Annotated in this window: 14 protein-coding genes; 7 read left to right on the forward strand and 7 right to left on the reverse strand. The window is 61.1% G+C overall.

The window, feature by feature from the left end; genetic code table 11:
- Positions 1-35 precede the first annotated feature (35 nt).
- Both GAU_RS00925 and GAU_RS00930 read left to right on the forward strand, forming a co-directional pair.
- Positions 36-377, forward strand: a complete 342-nt coding sequence (locus GAU_RS00925; RefSeq protein WP_156798842.1) for a hypothetical protein — start codon at positions 36-38, stop codon at positions 375-377.
- Positions 370-1,512: a hypothetical protein gene (locus GAU_RS00930; protein WP_231847948.1), complete on the forward strand. Its 1,143-nt coding sequence runs from the start codon at positions 370-372 to the stop codon at positions 1,510-1,512. Before GAU_RS00925 ends, GAU_RS00930 begins: the two co-directional genes overlap by 8 nt.
- A 14-nt stretch (positions 1,513-1,526) precedes the next feature.
- On the opposite strand, the gene GAU_RS00935 is transcribed toward GAU_RS00930, so the two are convergent.
- Positions 1,527-2,798 (reverse strand): Fic family protein, encoded by a 1,272-nt coding sequence (locus GAU_RS00935; RefSeq protein ID WP_169307551.1) that lies wholly within the window; start codon positions 2,796-2,798, stop codon positions 1,527-1,529.
- A gap of 292 nt (positions 2,799-3,090) precedes the next feature.
- On the opposite strand from GAU_RS00935, the gene GAU_RS00940 reads away from it, so the two are divergent.
- The 4 genes from GAU_RS00940 to GAU_RS21695 are packed head-to-tail and all read left to right on the forward strand — an operon-like array spanning position 3,091 to position 10,609.
- Positions 3,091-5,100 (forward strand): hypothetical protein, encoded by a 2,010-nt coding sequence (locus GAU_RS00940; RefSeq protein ID WP_012681675.1) that lies wholly within the window; start codon positions 3,091-3,093, stop codon positions 5,098-5,100.
- A 4-nt stretch (positions 5,101-5,104) separates the two neighbouring features.
- Complete coding sequence (locus tag GAU_RS00945) at positions 5,105-5,797, forward strand: hypothetical protein (protein WP_012681676.1); 693 nt, start codon at positions 5,105-5,107, stop codon at positions 5,795-5,797.
- Positions 5,781-7,160, forward strand: a complete 1,380-nt coding sequence (locus GAU_RS00950; RefSeq protein ID WP_012681677.1) for an EH signature domain-containing protein — start codon at positions 5,781-5,783, stop codon at positions 7,158-7,160. Before GAU_RS00945 ends, GAU_RS00950 begins: the two co-directional genes overlap by 17 nt.
- Positions 7,157-10,609, forward strand: a complete 3,453-nt coding sequence (locus tag GAU_RS21695) for a DEAD/DEAH box helicase (RefSeq protein ID WP_012681678.1) — start codon at positions 7,157-7,159, stop codon at positions 10,607-10,609. Before GAU_RS00950 ends, GAU_RS21695 begins: the two co-directional genes overlap by 4 nt.
- 69 nt (positions 10,610-10,678) lie before the next feature.
- Here the strand turns inward: GAU_RS21695 and GAU_RS00970 are convergent, their stop codons facing one another.
- Positions 10,679-11,761, reverse strand: a complete 1,083-nt coding sequence (locus GAU_RS00970; protein ID WP_041265125.1) for an ADP-ribosylglycohydrolase family protein — start codon at positions 11,759-11,761, stop codon at positions 10,679-10,681.
- A gap of 155 nt (positions 11,762-11,916) precedes the next feature.
- Between GAU_RS00970 and GAU_RS00975 the strand changes: the two genes are divergently transcribed.
- Positions 11,917-12,315, forward strand: a complete 399-nt coding sequence (locus GAU_RS00975; RefSeq protein WP_012681680.1) for a DUF3568 family protein — start codon at positions 11,917-11,919, stop codon at positions 12,313-12,315.
- A 52-nt stretch (positions 12,316-12,367) separates the two neighbouring features.
- Here the strand turns inward: GAU_RS00975 and GAU_RS00980 are convergent, their stop codons facing one another.
- The 5 genes from GAU_RS00980 to serA form a co-directional block, all read right to left on the reverse strand.
- Positions 12,368-13,210: a DUF6544 family protein gene (locus tag GAU_RS00980; RefSeq protein WP_156798845.1), complete on the reverse strand. Its 843-nt coding sequence runs from the start codon at positions 13,208-13,210 to the stop codon at positions 12,368-12,370.
- Positions 13,211-13,339: 129 nt separating this feature from the next.
- Complete coding sequence (locus GAU_RS00985) at positions 13,340-14,443, reverse strand: pyridoxal-phosphate-dependent aminotransferase family protein (protein WP_012681682.1); 1,104 nt, start codon at positions 14,441-14,443, stop codon at positions 13,340-13,342.
- A gap of 25 nt (positions 14,444-14,468) precedes the next feature.
- Positions 14,469-15,143 carry a haloacid dehalogenase-like hydrolase gene (locus tag GAU_RS00990; protein ID WP_012681683.1) on the reverse strand — a complete coding sequence of 225 codons (675 nt, stop codon included), beginning with the start codon at positions 15,141-15,143 and terminating at the stop codon, positions 14,469-14,471.
- Positions 15,140-16,540 carry an FAD-binding oxidoreductase gene (locus tag GAU_RS00995; protein WP_012681684.1) on the reverse strand — a complete coding sequence of 467 codons (1,401 nt, stop codon included), beginning with the start codon at positions 16,538-16,540 and terminating at the stop codon, positions 15,140-15,142. Before GAU_RS00995 ends, GAU_RS00990 begins: the two co-directional genes overlap by 4 nt.
- A gap of 3 nt (positions 16,541-16,543) precedes the next feature.
- Positions 16,544-18,148 (reverse strand): phosphoglycerate dehydrogenase, encoded by a 1,605-nt coding sequence (gene serA / locus GAU_RS01000; RefSeq protein ID WP_012681685.1) that lies wholly within the window; start codon positions 18,146-18,148, stop codon positions 16,544-16,546.
- Positions 18,149-18,235: the final 87 nt, after the last annotated feature.

Consider the following 18,235-nt stretch of genomic DNA (forward strand, 5'->3'; position numbering starts at 1 on the left):
AGAGTGCTAAACGGTACCACATACCGGAGGCGTCGATGGGGTCGAGTCCGAAGGAGCGAAAGGGCAACAAGTACCCGGCTGCCCAGAATGGCACGGCATTGGGAATGGGATCGGGAGGGATGGCAGAAGAGCAGCAAAGCCAAGATTTCGTGCTGGTACATGTCCGGAAGGCGAATCTGGCCAGGACCAGCCACGGATCGGCCGTAGCGCGTGTTGGTGATGGCGCGGAAGTAGGCGGCGACCACGGGACGCTCGGGAGTTTCCGAGCCGCTGACCTGATCATTGTGCGCGATCTCGGACTTCGCCGGGGAATCCTGTGGGACAAGGCCAATCCTGACGCGCCGGTGGTGCGCATGAGGCGGGGCCGGTATGCGTGATCGCAGTGGTCGTCGTGATCAGGGTCAACTGGCACTCCGCATGACAACGGAGTGCCCCAAATGCGACGCGTACACGCTTTGCGGTGGCGCCTCCACCGTTCCGTGCGAGTGTGTTTACGCGCGTTCTGACCCCTCGCACAAGCAATGCGGAACCTGCGCGCTCTGGTGCAGAGAGCGACACCTGCCTGGCCAGCGCAGTTATGCCGAGGAATACCAGTTTTTGACGTCTTTGCAGGGCACGGGGGATTCTTTCCAAGACGCACTGGGGATCCTTCCTGCGTTCGTTCCAAGCAAAGTCGAAGAAATTCCAATCGATCAGCGACTCATCGCGCCATGGGTGGCGATCGAATTGCGGAAGTTGCTGACGTCTACGACGAAGTCCGCAGCGCGGCTGTCCGGTGTCGCACTGACGCAGAGTCTACGCGCAAAAATGCGAGTATCCGACGAGACCTCGCTCATCGTCCTTCTGCACGGGAACGACAATCTCCTGGAGCGCTTCTGGGAGATGGACCGCCAGCCCTTCTACCAGCAACTCCTCAAGCACAATATCAATGCCATCATGGGCACCACGTTCTCGTTGTACAATGAGGGCAGGCTCCGACCGGCATCGCACAATGTCATGCAGCTTCGCCGTCACAGTCATGTGCTGCACGAACTGTCGAGCTACGGGCTGACCTACATCCCGAATCTCTACCTGCGCGCAGTGAAGGATGAAGTTGAGCTGGCTGCCTGGCTTCGTGATCGGACGGATATTCGTCAGGTAGCGCGTGATTTGTCCATGAACAAGACGTGGCGCGCGAAGGAAGTCGAACTGGATCTACTCGCGAGGGCCTTGGACCGTACTGCCCGCAACTTCAACGTGCTCGTTACCGGGGTCTCTATCGGCACCTACCGAGAAGTCGTGTCACATCTGCACAAGAATGGGCACACGTGTACCGTGGTGACACCAGACCCCATCATGAAAGCACATCATGGTCGGAATCTCGCTTCTCGAGAGGCTGGAAGTCGGACTACCCTGTACCAGCGGAATCTTGAACGCATGGATCGAGAGATCAGAGCGCTCGACCAGCAGTTGGGTATTAGACGCACCCCGACCTATCCCGGGTTGGCAGTGGCAGGTGCTCAGGCAGCGTAGTCTGGTCGTGGTGTCTATTCTTGCAAGCGCACCGCAAGATCTCCCGCCGGCTCAAATGCAAACGCCTTGCTCACCTTGAACTGCCGTAGCAAGCCCAGTTCGGCCATTCGCAACAGGTCTGTGCGCGCGGTCTGATAGCTGGTGCCGTGCGAGCGTTGATGCGAAGCCACCGTGTACTGCGCACTGGGCGTATTCAGCGCATGACGCAACAAGGCGAGCTGTCGCGGATTGAGATTGCCCTGTGCGATGGATGTCTGCCGAACCAGTCGTTCGATATCCCGCATTTGCTGTGTCTTGCGTGCGAGATACTCATGCAGATCCTCGATCGCGCGCACCAGCGTGCGTAGCTGATGCAGCACGAAGTACGTGGTGTCGTTGCTGTCGCTCTCCGTATACAGGTACGAGCGGGCGTAGGCACCACGCGCTTTGCGGAGGATGCGTGAAATGGACACGTACTCACACAACCAGTAACCGGAACGTGCCATCGACCAGTAGAACAGCGCTCGCGCGGTGCGACCGTTGCCGTCTACAAAAGGGTGGTCGTAGGCCAACCAGAAGTGCAGCAGGATGGCGCGAATGACGGGGGGCAGGAACTCGGTGTCGGATGTGCCATTCGCAAAGTCACACATCGCGGCGAGCCGCTGCGGCAGTTCATCGGCATGCGGCGGATGATGAAGAATGGTGCCGGTCTCATCTTCCACCACGATATGCTCGTCAGCCCGGCGAAAACGCCCCGCGCCCGATGGGTCGTCCATCGTGCTTTCGGTGAGCATGCGTTGCAGCGCAAAGACAAATTCCGGTGTGAGCGCTCCCTGTCGGTGATCACGGACAAGCAGCATGCCCCGATAGTTGTTCAGGATCATGCGCTCGCTTCGCGTGGCTGCGGGCCGCCCTTCCTGGATCATGGCCTTGGCCACGCGCCGGGTCGTTGACGCCCCCTCCAGCTGGCTGGAGCTGATGGCCTCCTCCACGATCGACTTGAACAGGTAGGTATCCCGGGTGGCCGTATTGGTGATGGGTTCGGCGCCCACAAACCCACCGCCTACGTTCCCACTGGCATCGCGATCGATGCGGTGAAGGAACTCCAGCACCGGGGCCGGCATGGCCACCGTGAACGGATGGGACTTTGTGTCCAGTAACGGCAGCGGGCGGGCGAGTGCGTCCCGCGACGTGCGGACGGCCAGCCACTGCTCCTCGGCGGAATAGTCGGCGAGAGGCGGGGCGTGCCTGAAGTTGCCCCAGTGGCGGTATTTACCACTTGGAGCGGGCCCCAGTCCTCGTGCCATCAGGGCCTGAAAGCGTGTCGCTCCCTCCTCCTTGGAGAGGAGAAGGCCCAGAATGCTGGAAGTTGTTGGCGGACTGTCCGGTCGTTTCATCGGGATCGTGTTGATGTCAATTTTCTACTAATTCATGTCAAATTATTAGAAAATCGCTTCGATGAGGTGGAAGTAGCGACTCCAACCGCCAACTTCGGACCCGATGTGTACTTTGGATCACAATTCAACCAACGCCACCTTACCACATACGGAAAGTGAGCCCCTCGCTGAGGACGATCACAAACTCCGAAACGGTCCCTGAATGATTGAGTTCATGCTTCCGTTCCTCCAGGCGGTCTCAGGCACTGGACGCCCGATCGGCGAATTTCTCGCAGGGATTCCAGTTGAAATCCAATTCTTCTGCTATCTGATCGCGGTAGTACTGGTCGCATCCTCCGCATATGGCATCATCGGAGCCCGTCGGGTTCACGCCGCTGCTATGGCAGTGAAGGGTGCACTGCAGCAGCTCGGCCCACTTGACGATGACACGCGACTCCTGGGGCGTTCGTTAGGCAGTATCGACGGATGGCGCGCCGCGGCAAGTAGGCTCGCTCCCGCTCACCACCCGCTTGCGGAAGAAATCGAGCGCGAACTAGTGACTTCACTGGATGTCGATGGTAGACGTCGATTCAGGCTGAGAAATCGCGAAGGCGGACTATGGACACTCGAGCGCCTGACCGAACGTTATGTCAATCTCGACTATCTCGACGCAGTACCAGGAATTCTTACAGCGATTGGACTCATTGGCACATTCCTCGCTATCGCTTTGGGACTCTCGGGCCTGAGATCCGAAAATAATGTCGTGATTGGTGTGGACGCCCTCTTGGGCAGCCTCGGTGGAAAGTTCGTGTCATCGATCGCGGCGCTCCTGGCCGCACTCGTGTTTCAGTTGTTGGATCTGTGGGGGCTCCGCCTCGCCTACAAAAAAACCCATCAATCGCTCATCGATGCAGTCGCTGACGGATTTCCCGGACTCTCGCCAACCCAACAGATCACCGATCTCCTCGAATCCGCACACCGGCAGGAGCAAGCTCTTTCAAACATCTCTAGTGATGTCGTCAATCGATTCTCCGATGTGTTCGCATCAAATCTGCTACCAGATCTTGGGGCGCTGCTTGCCAAGAGCGTGCAGACCGAGATGGGCCCCGTCCTTCAACAGGTAGCAACAGGTATCTCCGCACTAGAGGACGGCATCCGACGCCTAGAGTCAGGCAAGCAAGAGTCGATCGGAGCCGAGCTGCGATCGCTGACGGAAAACCTCGAGACCTCCATTCGCCGTGCACTCGAGCAGATGGGGGCACAGTTCCGGGATTCCCTCTCGGGAAACACAAACGATGAATTCAAACGCGCTGCTGAGGCCATGCAGGGAAGTGCCTCGGTGCTCTCCGGAATGAACAACTCCTTTGCAGACATGCAGGCTTCGATGCAACGCATGTTCGAGGAAGCGGAGAAGCGTGGCAGTGAGGCTTTCGCTGAGGGCGAGGGACGCACACGGGCACTGAACGACCTGGTGGAGCGCCTGGTGGCACAACTCGGCGATAGTGCGAGCGCAAATGCCAACCAGGTGCAGCAGCTCCTTGTAGAAGCGGTCTCGAACATGGGTGGCAAGCTTGCCGAGGTCACCGGCGAATTGGAACGTCGCACTCTCGAAGCAAACGAACAGAATCAGCGCACCAGTGAAGCGCTGCTGCACAAAGTGACCGGAGCTGCCGAGCGAACGACTTCTGAAACTGAACGGTTGCTGGCCGTCATTGGCGAGCGAGCAGGAGACTTTGTCGCCGCCGCCGATCAACTTGCTGAACTACGGGCAGCGGTTCAGTCGGTGTTGGCGGAGACGGGACAGCGTGTGCGGGAGATGCAGGGTGCAGCCGACTCGTTCCGTTCAGTGGCGACGGAAGCCGGCGCAATGACTCGCACGCTTCGGGAAGCGCAGGCCAGTCATCTGAAAGCGGCCGAAACCGTAAGTGGTCTCGTACACAGGACCGGGGAGGTTGTCGAGCGACAAGCGGTGGTAGTGCAGCTCTCCCAAGACACCTACAGCGAAGCCGCCCGCGTTCTCTCCGGGCTCGATGAACAATTGGCCAGTGCGCTGCAGACGATCTCCACGCACATGCAGGACTACAATCGCCAAGTGGAGAAAAACTTCCAGATCATCATGAATTCGGTGAACTCGAAGATGCCGGAACTGTTTGAACGACTCGGAGGACTGCTGCAGCAAGTCACGGATTCTGTTGAAGAGCTCGGGGATGTTCTGAAGCGGCAGAACCGGTAGGCGAATGCAGAAAGGATCTGGTGCGGCATCGTCATCTCTGACGGACATACTCGCGTCACTGGTCGCGGTGTTCGTATTGCTGTTCGTTGCGGCTCAAAACAACCGCGGTGCGGGGGTGGTCACGGCTCGCGATGTGCTCATCAAGCAACTCAGGGGAGAACTGGTTACCGCAGGTCTGGACAGTGCGGCGATCGACTCCATTCCGAACGATCCAAGTACAGTGCTCGTGATTCTCCCGGACAGCGTGCTGTTTGAACGGGGCGATAGCCGCATGTCTGCGGCAGGGCAGAATGTCGTGCGAATCGCGACACCGTTGCTGGCAGGTGTCATTTGCGCTGATAGTATCCGCCAAACGCTCGATCAGGTTGTCGTAGAAGGTCACACCGACAACACGATTCCGTTCGGAATGAGGCCAGAGGCTGGCCGCATGTTCAATCTCGAATTGAGCCAGCGGCGATCCATGAACTTTGTTGCGACGAGTACGGCCACGCTAGCTGAACGCGACACCTTGCTCGAGTGCTACCTCGGCCTAGTCTCCGCAACTGGCCGCGGTCAGGAAAATCCCCTTCCTCGCATTCCGGCCGACTCATCACCTCAGCGTCGAGTGGTGCTGCGCATCCGCCTCAAGACCGAGATCCGGGACTCCGTACGCATTGTCCAGGATGTCATAGGAGGGGGCGGTGCAGAAAATCCTTGACTCGCTGCGCCGCGTGATCGCCGTCGCGGCCATCAATGTGGAATCCCGACTCGCACTGACTCTCGATCCAGCGCAGGAGTTGGGACCATTGGAGCTGGCTCTGACGCGCTTGCGATCCCAGGGACCGATTGACGGAGCGGGGCGTCCCTCCGGAATCGATCCTGATGCACTCTGGGCGCGCTGGACAATGTCGACACAGAGTTCAGAAGAATTCAGTCTTCGGGAACTGCGGGCTCTTTGCTGGGATAGCCGGGCCGTCGAGGATCTGCGTTTTCTGGAGTTGCTAGAATCTGATGGGCATATTCCAAAGCGAGGCGCCTTCCTTAGAGGCTTGTGGCACTGCCACCAGCATCATTGGCGCCTGCGCTCAGCCAGTCGTCTCGAGTCGTACTTCTTGTTGGCTACAACACAGGCTGAACACCGGACGCGTTGGCTAGAACAACTCAATGAGTTGCCGGAGATGCTCACAGACAATGCAGCGCGATCAGTTGGCCGCGCACTGTTTGCCCGACTTGACGCCGTTGGGTCGACCATCGACAACCTCCGTCTGACAGCCCCGGGCCAGTTGGCACAACTGGCCTTGCGGGCCTGTCGATCCGAATGGCTGGATGCATTGAAGCTCTACGCGGAGCAGAACGACCCACGGGTAATTTCCGTACTGCACCAGGGCCTTGGCGGGCTATTGCACAGCGACCTCACAAGCAAGGAGGACTTTCCGAAGGTCGTAGAGTGGTTGTTGGAACTGTTGGACCGATCCGGTGACGCATACCGAAAGGCATTGGCAGATTGGATTGTGTCCGACCGGAGACTCGGACACCCTCGCAGAATCGGCACGAGTGCGAACTGGATGGGCGTCTCTGAAAAGGCGCGCCTCGCAGCACTGCGCTTGTTTGCCGCCAAAGACATCGGTCGATTCTTTGACATACTGATTGGTCGCCAGTTCGATACTCAGAGTCGCCGTCCTTTTTGGGAGCAGTACATCAATTCGCCTCAGTTTGTCGACTATGCAATCGCTTGTGATCCAGAGGATCGAAAGCGGTTGATCGCGAATTGGACAGACGGAGTGCCCGATGTCGCGCGATTGGACGGAGCACCAGACAGGCACAGCGCATTCATCATGAGATTTCGCACAATCCACTACGATCTGATTGTCGTGGAGATGAGTCGCGCGAACAACGCAATGTACCTATTCGACACAAGCGACTTCGAAGACGAAGTTGGTACCTTGGAGAAATCCAGATTTCGATTCTCCGCGCTCAAGAATCGTAGCGTGGCGGCGAGAACCTGGTCTCATAGCCATTCCTGGCAGTTTCGCTTCGCCGGCAATCTGAGGGAGTTCGGAATCGTGAGAGGTCCACAGTGAAGGAAGCTCAGGCCAACTCGGAACCCAATACATATTGGCTCTCGGCGGCGCCAGGAGGGTTGATCGTCGGGAAGGGTCAACCTGCAGGATCTGTATCATCTCCGAACTTGTTGCTGGGGGCAAATACCGATGGTGAACTCTCAACCGATATTGCGATTCTTCGAGAACAGGGCCTCGCGACCGACCACGAGGATGGGTGGAGAGTCTCATGGCCAGACTGGCCCCTCGCGCTGGATCTCGGCGCAAGAAGTCTGATTGCCCATTCCACCCTTTGTCATCTCGTGCTCCAGATTGACAGACGGAGTGAGTTGGGGCGTTCAGACTTTCGCTACATAGTTCGCTGGCGCGAAGGGGCGCATGAGGTGGAGGTCACCCGGTTCGGTGCCTATGTGCGGCATGAAGCGACAAACCGCGTCATGCATCTTGACAAGAGATTGCTGGAGATCGCGGAAGCGATCGATCACTTCAACGCACTGACGCCTGCCGAACGAAGCAGCCGCAAGAACGTTTGGGGCACACTGGCGTCCATTGCCGGAAATGCCCGAGAACTGGGAGCGAGATTGGATCGACACCTTGATTCCAATCTCGTGATCGTGCCGCCGACCATTGGACTCCTCATTCGTGGCGATGAGAATGGGAACGTCAGCTTCCTTCCCAGACTTCCCGGCGAAGGGGATAGTGAGGCCTTCCGGTTGGAGTTCGAGCGCGCGCTGGACATTCAGGACGTCATGTCGGTCACACTTCCCGATCGTCGCGTGGCTCGAGTTCTGCTGTCGGAGCCTCAACGAGAAGTGCTGCGACGTATGCGCAAAGTCCGCCACCTGCCGGTAGCGGATGTTGGAGAGTTACTGGATGATCCGTCGCCAATATTTGACGGGGTCTTCGACGCTATCGACCTGGCGGATATCTCTCGTGAGTACGGCATTCGTGTGATAGGAATCGGTAGTCTGACCTTGCCAACGGACGTTCGGCCCGTCGGGGGCCCTTCGGTCTTCGATCGAATGCAGTTGTCGGAATTAGTTCCCACTCCACAGCTGCCGCTCGCCCCCCCCGCTTCTGAATCCGCCGGCACGGGCACCCAACGCTCCGTAGTGTCCATTGATGTGTTGGAAGCAGAGACTGGATCGGTTCACACGGTACGACTTTCAGGGGATGAGGCGGTACGTCGGCTTCAGGGCCAGGTGAGAGCGTGCCTCGCTGACGGCGCTGAGCATTTCCTGCATGAAGGAGTTGCCATCAAGGCTGAACCTGAACTGGTGGCAGCTCTGGATCGCCACATCAGTGGGCCCGTGCCGGGGAGAGAAGACGATGTCGGGTCGGTCGGGCGTTCCGGTCACCTGTATCTGCTAATCAACGAACACGAAGATTCCCTGACGCCCGGGCTCGAGGTTGTTCCGCTACCGGATGGAGATGTGGTGGAAGCACCTCGGTCACTTCCTCTGGCGCTTCACGATTCAATCAAACTCAAGAGTCACCAGCTCGACGGTGTTCAGTGGTTGTCCACATGTCGAGGCATGCCAGGTCGTCGAGGTGCGGTACTTGCGGACGACATGGGGCTTGGGAAGACCCTGCAAGTTCTGGTTCACATAGCATTGCTACTCGAGTCGGGAACGGCGCTGGATGGTCTGGGATCAGACCGGAATGGCCCATGGAGACCTGTATTGATCGTGGCACCGCTGCTGCTTGTGGAGTCAGGTGTCTGGACCGAGGAAATGCGGTCTCGGTTTGCGAACTCGGGTCGTGTGTTCGAGCCGTATGTTGTTCTGCGCGACGAGGGAATTCGGAAGGTCATGCACAACTCTGGTGAGCGCGACTATCTCGGCAAGCCTGTTCTCGATCCGGCGAAGCTCATGGCGCACAAGGTCGTGATCACGACCTACGAAACCATGATGGCATATCAGCACAGCCTCGCGCAGCTCGTCGGTGGGCGACCGATGTGGTCGTTGGTGGTATTCGATGAGGCGCAGGAGGTGAAGTCCCCGAAGACGAAGCAGAGTATTGCGGCGAAAGCGCTTGATGCCCGGTTCAAACTGGCGGCCACGGGTACCCCGGTGGAGACTCGACTCCGGGACCTCTGGAACATTCTTGATACGGTTGAGCCTGGCCGGCTTGGTACACAGAGGGCATTCGTCACGGCATACGAGCGACCGGCGATGAAGCCGAATAGAGGGTCTGAGCGTCAGGCGGCACTGGATGCGCTGCGAGTGGCTATCCGCTACGAAAGACCGGGTGCGTTGTTGATCCGACGGGACAAGCGCATTTTGTCCGATCTGCCAGAGCGGATTGAGCATCGCGTCAAATGCACCATGACCCCTGTGGAGGAAGAAATCATGGGGCGGATTCGCGCGGACCTTGGGTCCACGGCTGGTCGACGCCAGCCTCTCGCTGCACTTCAACGGCTGCATCTTTGCACCCAGCATCCCGTTCTGGCGGGTGCGGCAACCGGACATGATGTCGACGCGCTGATCGCCACGTCAGCGCGACTCGCTCAGCTTCTCAAATTGTTGCGCGAAATCCAAGTGCAGAGTGAGAAGGTGCTGATCTTTGCGCGAAGCGTCGACTCACAAAGACTGCTGGCGCGGGTGATTGCGCAGTCCCTCGGTACGCAGGTCGATATCGTCAACGGTCAGACCGGGGTCACGGGAGGTCGTGCGACAAGTGGAACTGTTCGACGTGAGATTCTCAGTCGATTTCGTGCCACACCAGGTTTCGCTGCCATCGTCCTGTCTCCATTCGTTGCAGGTGTTGGTCTGACGCTGACTGAGGCCAACCACGTCGTGCACTATGGCCGATGGTGGAATCCTGCCATCGAGAATCAAGCTACGGATCGAGCCCATCGCATTGGTCAGACCAAGCCGGTTCATGTGTACTACCTTCTCGGAACTTATCGAGCGCCTGAGCAACGATCCTTCGACGAGGCGCTCGATGACCTTCTGCGTGAGCGCAGAGATCTCGCTCACGACTTCCTGTCGCCCGTCACAGAAGACGCCAATGCGGAGCTGCTCATCCAGCGGCTTGGCTCGTCGGCACGGCCGATCAGCCTGGTCGCACGAATGGAGCCTACCACGGTGAGTGAGGCGGCGGCGATGCTCCTATCACTAGCCAGGTCTCGCGATGAGTCTGCCGTTTGGCTTGACGCGGAGGGTATGTATGGGGCGCACGCTCTGGTCGCCAGACAAGGCGTTGTGCTAGTTGCGAGGATCGTCCAGGTGGACTCAGTTGAAGAGCAGCAACTTCTATTGTCGGCGCAGAGGGCCTGGCAGGATGCGCTCGGTGTGAGGACAGAAGGATTGATGCTCGCATGTCATGGCTCTGTGGACATCAATACCAAGACTTGGAAGGCCCTCCGCCTCGAGCTGGATAGCCAAAGCTCGGTGGACCCCGACTACTTGTTGACGCCGTACCGTAGCGTCCACGATGTGCGAGAACGTTTATTGCGACATATATAGAAAGCCGCCATTTCTATGCACGTCGCCAGGATGTGTATAACAACTATTCACATCTCACACCTATCCAATTCACCCCAGAAACCGCCCGATCGCCAGTTCGGTCAGCTCGAACACCTTTCCGACATCATCACCGTTGACCCGGCCGAGCAGTCCGCTCCGCCAGTCTTCCGGAATCCACGCCGTGCCATGCGCTGCCCCCATGGCCGCGCCGACGATGGCAGCGATGGTGTCATTGTCCCGGGTGTCGTTCACGGCCACCAGCATGGCTTCCTTCGGGTCATGCCCATGCTGAGCCAGGATGTGCAGCACGGCGGGCACGGTTTCCAGCAGATACGCACCGCTGTACCACTGCTCGCCGGTCTTCCGCACGCTCACCCCACGCCGCACGGCGTCGCGCACCTGCGTGTCGAGCATGGCGGACAAGCTTCCGCGCCAGTGCTGCAACGCGCCACTCTGCACGCGGGACTCATAGCTCTGTCCATGATCGAGCACCCGCAGCACTTCCGTGTACGTCTCGAGCCACTCGGCAGGGGCTTCCGGAAGGTCGCCATTGAGCAACCGCCACAGCAGCGCGATCCATGCCACGCTGCTGCTGATCGCCATGGCGTCGTTGTGAGTCACTGCGGCTGACAGAGCGGTGTCGTACCACACGTCGGTGCCACCTTTCAGGAGATGTGGCAATACGGTGGGGGCAATGCGCATCAGCGCACCGTTGCCGGCGCTCAATTGTGTGGCTTCCCACCATGGCGCCCCGGTACGCAGTGCATTGCAGAAATCGCGTGTGCTGCGGCCGATGCCAAAGATTCGATCGTTGGCAATGCGGAACGCGAGTTCGTCCGGAACGAGGGCTCCGTCGGCCAGCAATTGCTCCACCGCCCGGAACGTGAGCTGCGTGTCATCGCTTGGGGTGCCAGCCGGTGCGCCATCCGCGTAGCGACTGGGCAGGTAACCGACGATGCGGCCGTACTTGGCCTCGCGTTCAGCCGGATTCATGCTCTCGCTGCGATTGCCCAGTGCATCACCGATGGCCACCCCCAGCAACATGCCACGCACACGATCCGCAATATCGGGCGCGTCGATCGCCGGTGCCGGCGGCAGGATGGCCAGGCGTTCGCGTTCGAGGCGGGGAATCCAACTGGGTACGGACATCATGTGGCTCGTATCTCTCAGGGAGTAAGACCAGGGGCACTACGGCGCTGCAAGCTACTTGATCGGATCGCCAAAGACTTGTCCGATCATGGTGCTCAGAACCTCGGGCAATCGTGCGGGTATGTTTGGGCACATCCTTTCACCCACACCCCACGCTCATGCCACGCTTTTCGCGCGTATTCCCTGTCGCTTTGCTCGCTGCCGTGACCATCTCCAGCAGCGGCTGTTTCCTCGTCGCCGCCGGTGCAGGCGCCGGCGCGGCCATCGCGTATACGCAGCGTGGCGCGTCTGCATCCGTCCCGGGCTCCGTGGACGCGGTGTTTGGCAAGGCTCAGTCGGCCTTCAATGCCATGAGCATCAACGAAACGGGACAGAGCACCGAGAACAGCGGCGCCACGCGCAGGCTGGTCGGCAAGAACGGCGACAACGAAATCACCGTGGAAATCAAGCGCTCCAGCGATGAAGTCGCCGCCGTGGAAGTCGTCGCCAAGAAGAACGTGGTGGACTACGACAAGGATCTTGCGAAGCGGGTCCTCGATCGCATCGTGGGCAAGTAGTTCGCGCGTCGCCCGGTAGGGTGGCTCGTCATGGTGCCCGCTATGGCCTTCGCTATGGCCTCCGCAGCGCACTCGCACGCGGCAGCGCATCGAGGGCGACGTTGTATCGCACCCGCTCGATGGTGAAACGTCCATAGCACCATGGTGCGCGATCCTGATAGTGCCACAGGGCGTACCCTTCCGATGCCAGGCGCGCCATGCCGAAATCCCGATACAGCCCCAGTGGTGTGCTCCAGCGATAGCCGTCGGTCTCGAGTACGTGGCGATCGTCCGACACGAAGTCCATCAGGTCGCCATTGATATCGAATGAGAGCGTGGCGTGCACGGTGTGCGCACCATTCGTGAACGCCACCCGTGCTTCGTTGTCATTCACGGTCTGCCAGGAAAACTCGGGTCCGATCAGCACGGCGGGCGCCATGATGCAAAAATCGTTGAGGACCGTCACCGTCTCCGCGCGGGTGAGCGCCGGGCCGGATGTGTTCACGATGGGCCAGCAGTCGAAAAGGCGGATCTGCATACTGGCTCCCTCATGCGTGTAGGCGTGCAACCCCACAACGGGTAAGCCCTTGATGTGCGTGCGCATGAGGAACAGACGGGCAGGATCGTGCACGAAGCTGGTCTGAAGGATGGGAGTCCGCATCCATGACTGGCCCGGCGCGCGATTGAGCGATGCCGTCATCTCCACGACAAAATTGTGCACGGGCGGACGGCCCACCACACCGGCGTTGTGCAGGTAGTGCGCGACCGGCGGCGGCAGGTGCCGAATGTCCGATTCGGACACACAGGGCTCCCGGGAGCTGGCCGGCATATGATGCACCTGGCGTGCCGACTCCGCTTCGAGCAAGGCATCGTATCGAGTGGCCAATGATTGCCAGCCAAAATGAGCCAGGAGCACCGTGCACTCCATGTTGTACCGTGAATACGGCAGAAGCCGCGCTGTCTGGCGCGGCTTCTCTGAAATTGGTGCATTCCGGCGCATCACGCATCAGCGATCCCCCGACATGGTCAGGGGCCGACGAGTCACCTACGACGCGCCGAGTGTCTCCTCGACGGCTTCCGCCGTGGCTTCCAGCACCCGCTCCAGACCTTCCATGGTGTGGTCACCCATGTGACCAATGCGGAACGTGCTCGCCTTGAGCTTGCCATACCCACCGCCGATCACGAAGCCGCGCTTGGCGACGGCCTTCACGACATCGTCCCCTTTGAGGTTGGCCGGCAGCGACACGGCCGTCACCGTCTGGCTGGCAGCGCCATCGGGCGCATACACCGAAAACTCAGCGCCCACCCGCGCCCGCAGCTCGTGCACCCAACTGTGGGTGTGCTCCGACATGGCGACGTGCCGGTCCCATCGCCGCTCGATGGTCTCCTGCGCGATGCGCTCACCCTGCACCGCGGTGGCGTATAACAACGACAGCGCCGGCGTGTTGGGTGTCTGATTCTTGTGCACGTACTGCTCGAACTCCACGAGGTCGAAGTACAGCCCCCGTCCCGCTGCGGCTTTGGCTTCGCCGATGAACTTCTCGCTGGCGACACCAAACGCGAGCCCGGGGGGCAATGCCAGCGCCTTTTGAGAACCGGTGAGCACAAAATCGAGTTCCCAGGCATCCGTTTCCACCGGCACACCGGCGAGACCGGTCACCGAGTCCACCAGCACGGCGCAGTCGTAGCGATGTGCGAGCTTCGTGAGCGGTTCGAGGTCGGTGAGCACACCGGTGCTGGTTTCCGAGTGCACCACGGTGAGCGCGGAGTAGCCACCACGCTTGAGTGCGCCTTCCACGGCATCGAGCGACACGGGGCCGCTCCAGTCACCACCGATCACGGTAGCTTCGCGGCCGCACGACTGCGCGATGTTGGCGAAGCGCTCACTGAACGCGCCGTTCACGAGACACAGGATGGCCCCGGGCCGAGCGCAGCGAATGGCGGCTTCCATGAGCCCCGTCGCGCTCGAGCTGGATACGTACACCGGCCGCGTGGTGCGGAAGATGGGTTTGAGTCCCGCCTGGATGCGTGCGAACAGCGCTTCGAACACGGCGCCGCGGTGTGGCAACATGGGTTGCAGCATCGCGCGCAGCACATCGGGATGCACTTCCGTGGGGCCGGGCAGGAAAAACGTGCCGAAGTCGCTCATCGATCAGTTCGGAAAACGGTCTGGATCAGGTCTTGAACAACAGGGGATACAACGCGTCCACCGAATTCGCTTCGGCGTCGGCCACTGCCACCACCTTTTCGCGACGCGCCACCGCCGTGAAGGCGAAAAACGCCTCCACGACTCCACGTACGGCGGCGTCCGTGCTACCATCGCCCACCATCGCCACGGGGCCGCGCAACTGCAACGCGTTCACCACCTGCGGCTTGCCCTGCTGCGTGGCGAGTCGCTGCTCACCATCGAGCAGGCTGAACGTGCCGTCCTCGTCGCGTGCCAGCGACACCGCATGGACACGATCGGCAGCCACACCCAGATACAGCGCCAGCGGAATGATGGATGCCCGCAAGCCGCCGCTCAGCAAATGCACATGCACGCGCGCATCGAGCAGCGCACGCACCAACTCGGGCATGCCGGGCACGATGGCCTGCCGGTAGGCGTCGCCGAGCATCAACAACTCCGCACCGGTGGGGCGAATGCGTGCCAGGCGCCGCGTATACACTGCGTCGATAGGAAGCTCACCCGCCATGGCCTGATTGGTGAGCGCTTCGCTTTCGCGGGCGATGGTTTCATCGCGCAGTGTGGCCAGCCAGTCGATGCCTTCGATGCTGGCCAGTGTGGAATCGACGTCGAACACCACGGTCTTGAAACGTGGTGTTGCCCCTTCAGCGAATCCTGCGTTCACAACACGTTCCCCGGTGCGAGCAGGCCGAGCGGGTCGAGCTCACGCTTGAGCGCCCGCATCACGCGCTGCTGCGCGTCGCTGGCCTGCAGCGGCAACCAGCGCCGCTTGATCTTGCCAATGCCATGTTCCGCCGCCACGGTGCCGCCCATGGCGATCACTTCCTTGAGCGTCGCATACACCACCTGCTCGATTCGCGCGAGTTCGTCGGCGTCCTGTGCGATGATGTTCTGATGCGGATGGCCGTTGCCGGCATGCCCGTAGGCGATGCCACGTGGTGTGCCGGCTTCTTCGGCAAACCGGCGCGCGATGGTGAGAGCTTCGCCGAGTCGTGGATACGGCACGGCCCAGTCGGTGCTCACCTTGCGGCCACCAAAGGCACGCCGAGCGGCGCCCCGTTCATTCATCGTCGCTGGTACGGCATGTCGCATGCGGCGCGCGTCGTTCAACGCACTTGCCGAATCGTACACGCGGATGTCTTCGGCCGAGGCATGATGGGCTTCGGCCAGTGCGAGCCAGGCATCGAGTGGCAGCTCCTCGTCACCATCGCCGCCGCCGGTTTCTTCCACGTAGACCATGGCACTGATGCCTGGTGCCCATGCCCCGGCACCCTCGGCCGTGCGTGCGATCTCCATGGCCCCCTGATCGAAGAACTCGAGGCACCGGGGATGCACATCCGGTGCGCGTCGTGCCGCGACGACGAACGCCAGGGCATCGGCTTCACTCATGAACGGCACCGCGAGCCCCAACACCTGCGATGGTAGCGGATACAGTGCCAGCTCGGCTTCCACCACCACACCCAGCGTGCCTTCACTCCCAACGAACCAGTCGACCGGGTCGTGTGCGATGGGATAGCCCACCGTGTTCTTTTCGAGTGCTGGACGTCGCAGTTCGAGTTGCTCGCCGTTGGCCAGCAGCACGGTGAGGGCGCGCACATGTGGACCGGTGGCACCGTAGCGCAACGATCGGGCCCCCGAGGCATTGCAGGCGATGGCGCCGCCGATGGTGCTTTCTTCTTCGCTGGTCGGATCGGGCGTGAACAGCAACCCGGCTGCTTCGGCGGCGCGGCGCACATCGGCGACAATGGCACCGGCGCCGGCGCGGATCACGCGGGCATCGGGGTCGACTGCGCCAATGTGCGAGAGTCCACGCAAGGACAACAACACGCCGTGGTCCGCAATGGACGCACCCGTCGTGCTGGACTGTGCCCCGGCGGGGGTAACCGACACACCGTCGGCGGTGGCCGCGCGCAACAAGTCCTGCACTTCTGCCACCGAGGATGGACGCGCCACCATGTCGGCCATCATCTCGAGGCCCGAGACGTCACGCGCAAAGGCGCGACGCACGTCCTCGTCATGCGTGACGGTGGCAAGCCCACCAACGCGTTGCGTGGTGGTCACGGACTATTCGTTGCGGAAGTGCACGATGCTGGCCGATCGCACATCGGACAACTCGAGCAGGGCTTTCCGGGTCTCTTCGCTCACCGTGCCGTCCACCGATACGGCGGCGAGTGCATCGCCACCCTGTGCGAGACGCGCCTGGTGATACTCGGCGATATTCACGCCCCGCTCGCCCAGCAGCGTACCCACCCGACCGATAACACCCGGTACGTCGTGATTGGTGAGCACCAGCAGCGTTTGCCGCGGGTTCACGTCCACGTGGAACGAGCCGATGCGTGTCAGGCGTGGCGTGCCGCCTTCCGGCGCCACACCGGCTACAGCGAGCTGCTGCATGCCACCCGACAGTGAGACTTCGAGCGCACGCCCCGACCCGAGCTCGGTGGTTTCGGCCACCGACAATTCGAGCCCGCGTGCCTCGGCCAACGAACGTGCGTTGATGAGATTGAGACGGTCGGTTTCAATCACCCCTTCCAGCACGCCCGCGGCGGCGGCGGCGAGCATGGCTCCGGTGCCATGGGCCAGATCCGGGCTCACACGCAGCGCCACGCGGCGTACGGCACGCATGCCCTGATCGGCGAGCACCGCACGGGCCACCGCGGCGGCCCGACGTGTCAGCAGCATCGCGCTCTGCAGCTCGCTCCATTCGCCCGTAGCGCCCGACACGTTGATGGACCGCGAGAGGTCGTTGTGCAGCAGTGCATCGCGCACCGCGACGCATACATCACGCGAGACATTGCGCTGCGCTTCCACGGTGTTCGCGCCGAGGTGCGGCGTGAGCACGAGATTGGGGATGTTGCGCAGGGGGCTGTCGGGCGCGAGCGGTTCGACGGTGAACACATCGAGCACCGCACCACGCAGTTGATCGGTTTCGAGCGCCGCCTGCAGCGCGGCTTCTTCGATGACACCACCACGCGCGAGATTCACCACCACCGAACGGGCAGGAAGGCGTGCAAGCTCGCGTTTGCCGATCATGCCGCGCGTTTCATCGGTGAGCGGCACGTGCAGGGTGAGCACGTTGGTCTCGGCCAGCAGTGCGTCGAGCGATGGCGCACGACGCACACGCAGCGCGGCGAATCGCTCGTCGGCGATATACGGATCGTACGCCACCACGGTCATACCAAAAGCGTGGGCCCGGGCGGCCACTTCACTGCCGATACGGCCGAGGCCCACGATACCGAGTGTTTTCCCCTTCAGTTCGCGGCCCATGAACTTGGCGCGATCCCAGCGTCCGTCGCCCATGGCGGCAGCGGCGGTGTGCAGTTGCCGCAGCAGACCGATCACCGTGCCGAAGAACAGCTCCGCCACGGCGACGGTGTTGCCGGCCGGCGCGTTGATGATGGCGATGCCCAGCGATGTGGCGACATCGAGCTCGATGTTGTCGACACCAACGCCCGCACGACCCACGACCTTGAGCTTTCCGCCGGCTTTCAGCAGTTCGGCAGAAATGCGCGTGGCGCTGCGCCCCACGATCGCATCGTACTCGCCGATGCGGCGCAGCAGTTCATCCTTGGGGAGGGTGGGGAGTTCGTCCACCTGCAATGCGGGTTCCGCAGTGAGGAGAACAACACCTTCCTGATCGACTTCGTCGGTGACGAGGACGCGAAACATGTATGGCGGCAGTGAGGCAGCAGTGACCTGCGCGTGAGTACAGCGAGCGTAAAGAGACGCCGAGCGGAGTTACGCGACGACGGAGCT

Origin of the sequence: Gemmatimonas aurantiaca T-27 (genome assembly GCF_000010305.1) — a bacterium.
Lineage (GTDB): Bacteria > Gemmatimonadota > Gemmatimonadetes > Gemmatimonadales > Gemmatimonadaceae > Gemmatimonas > Gemmatimonas aurantiaca.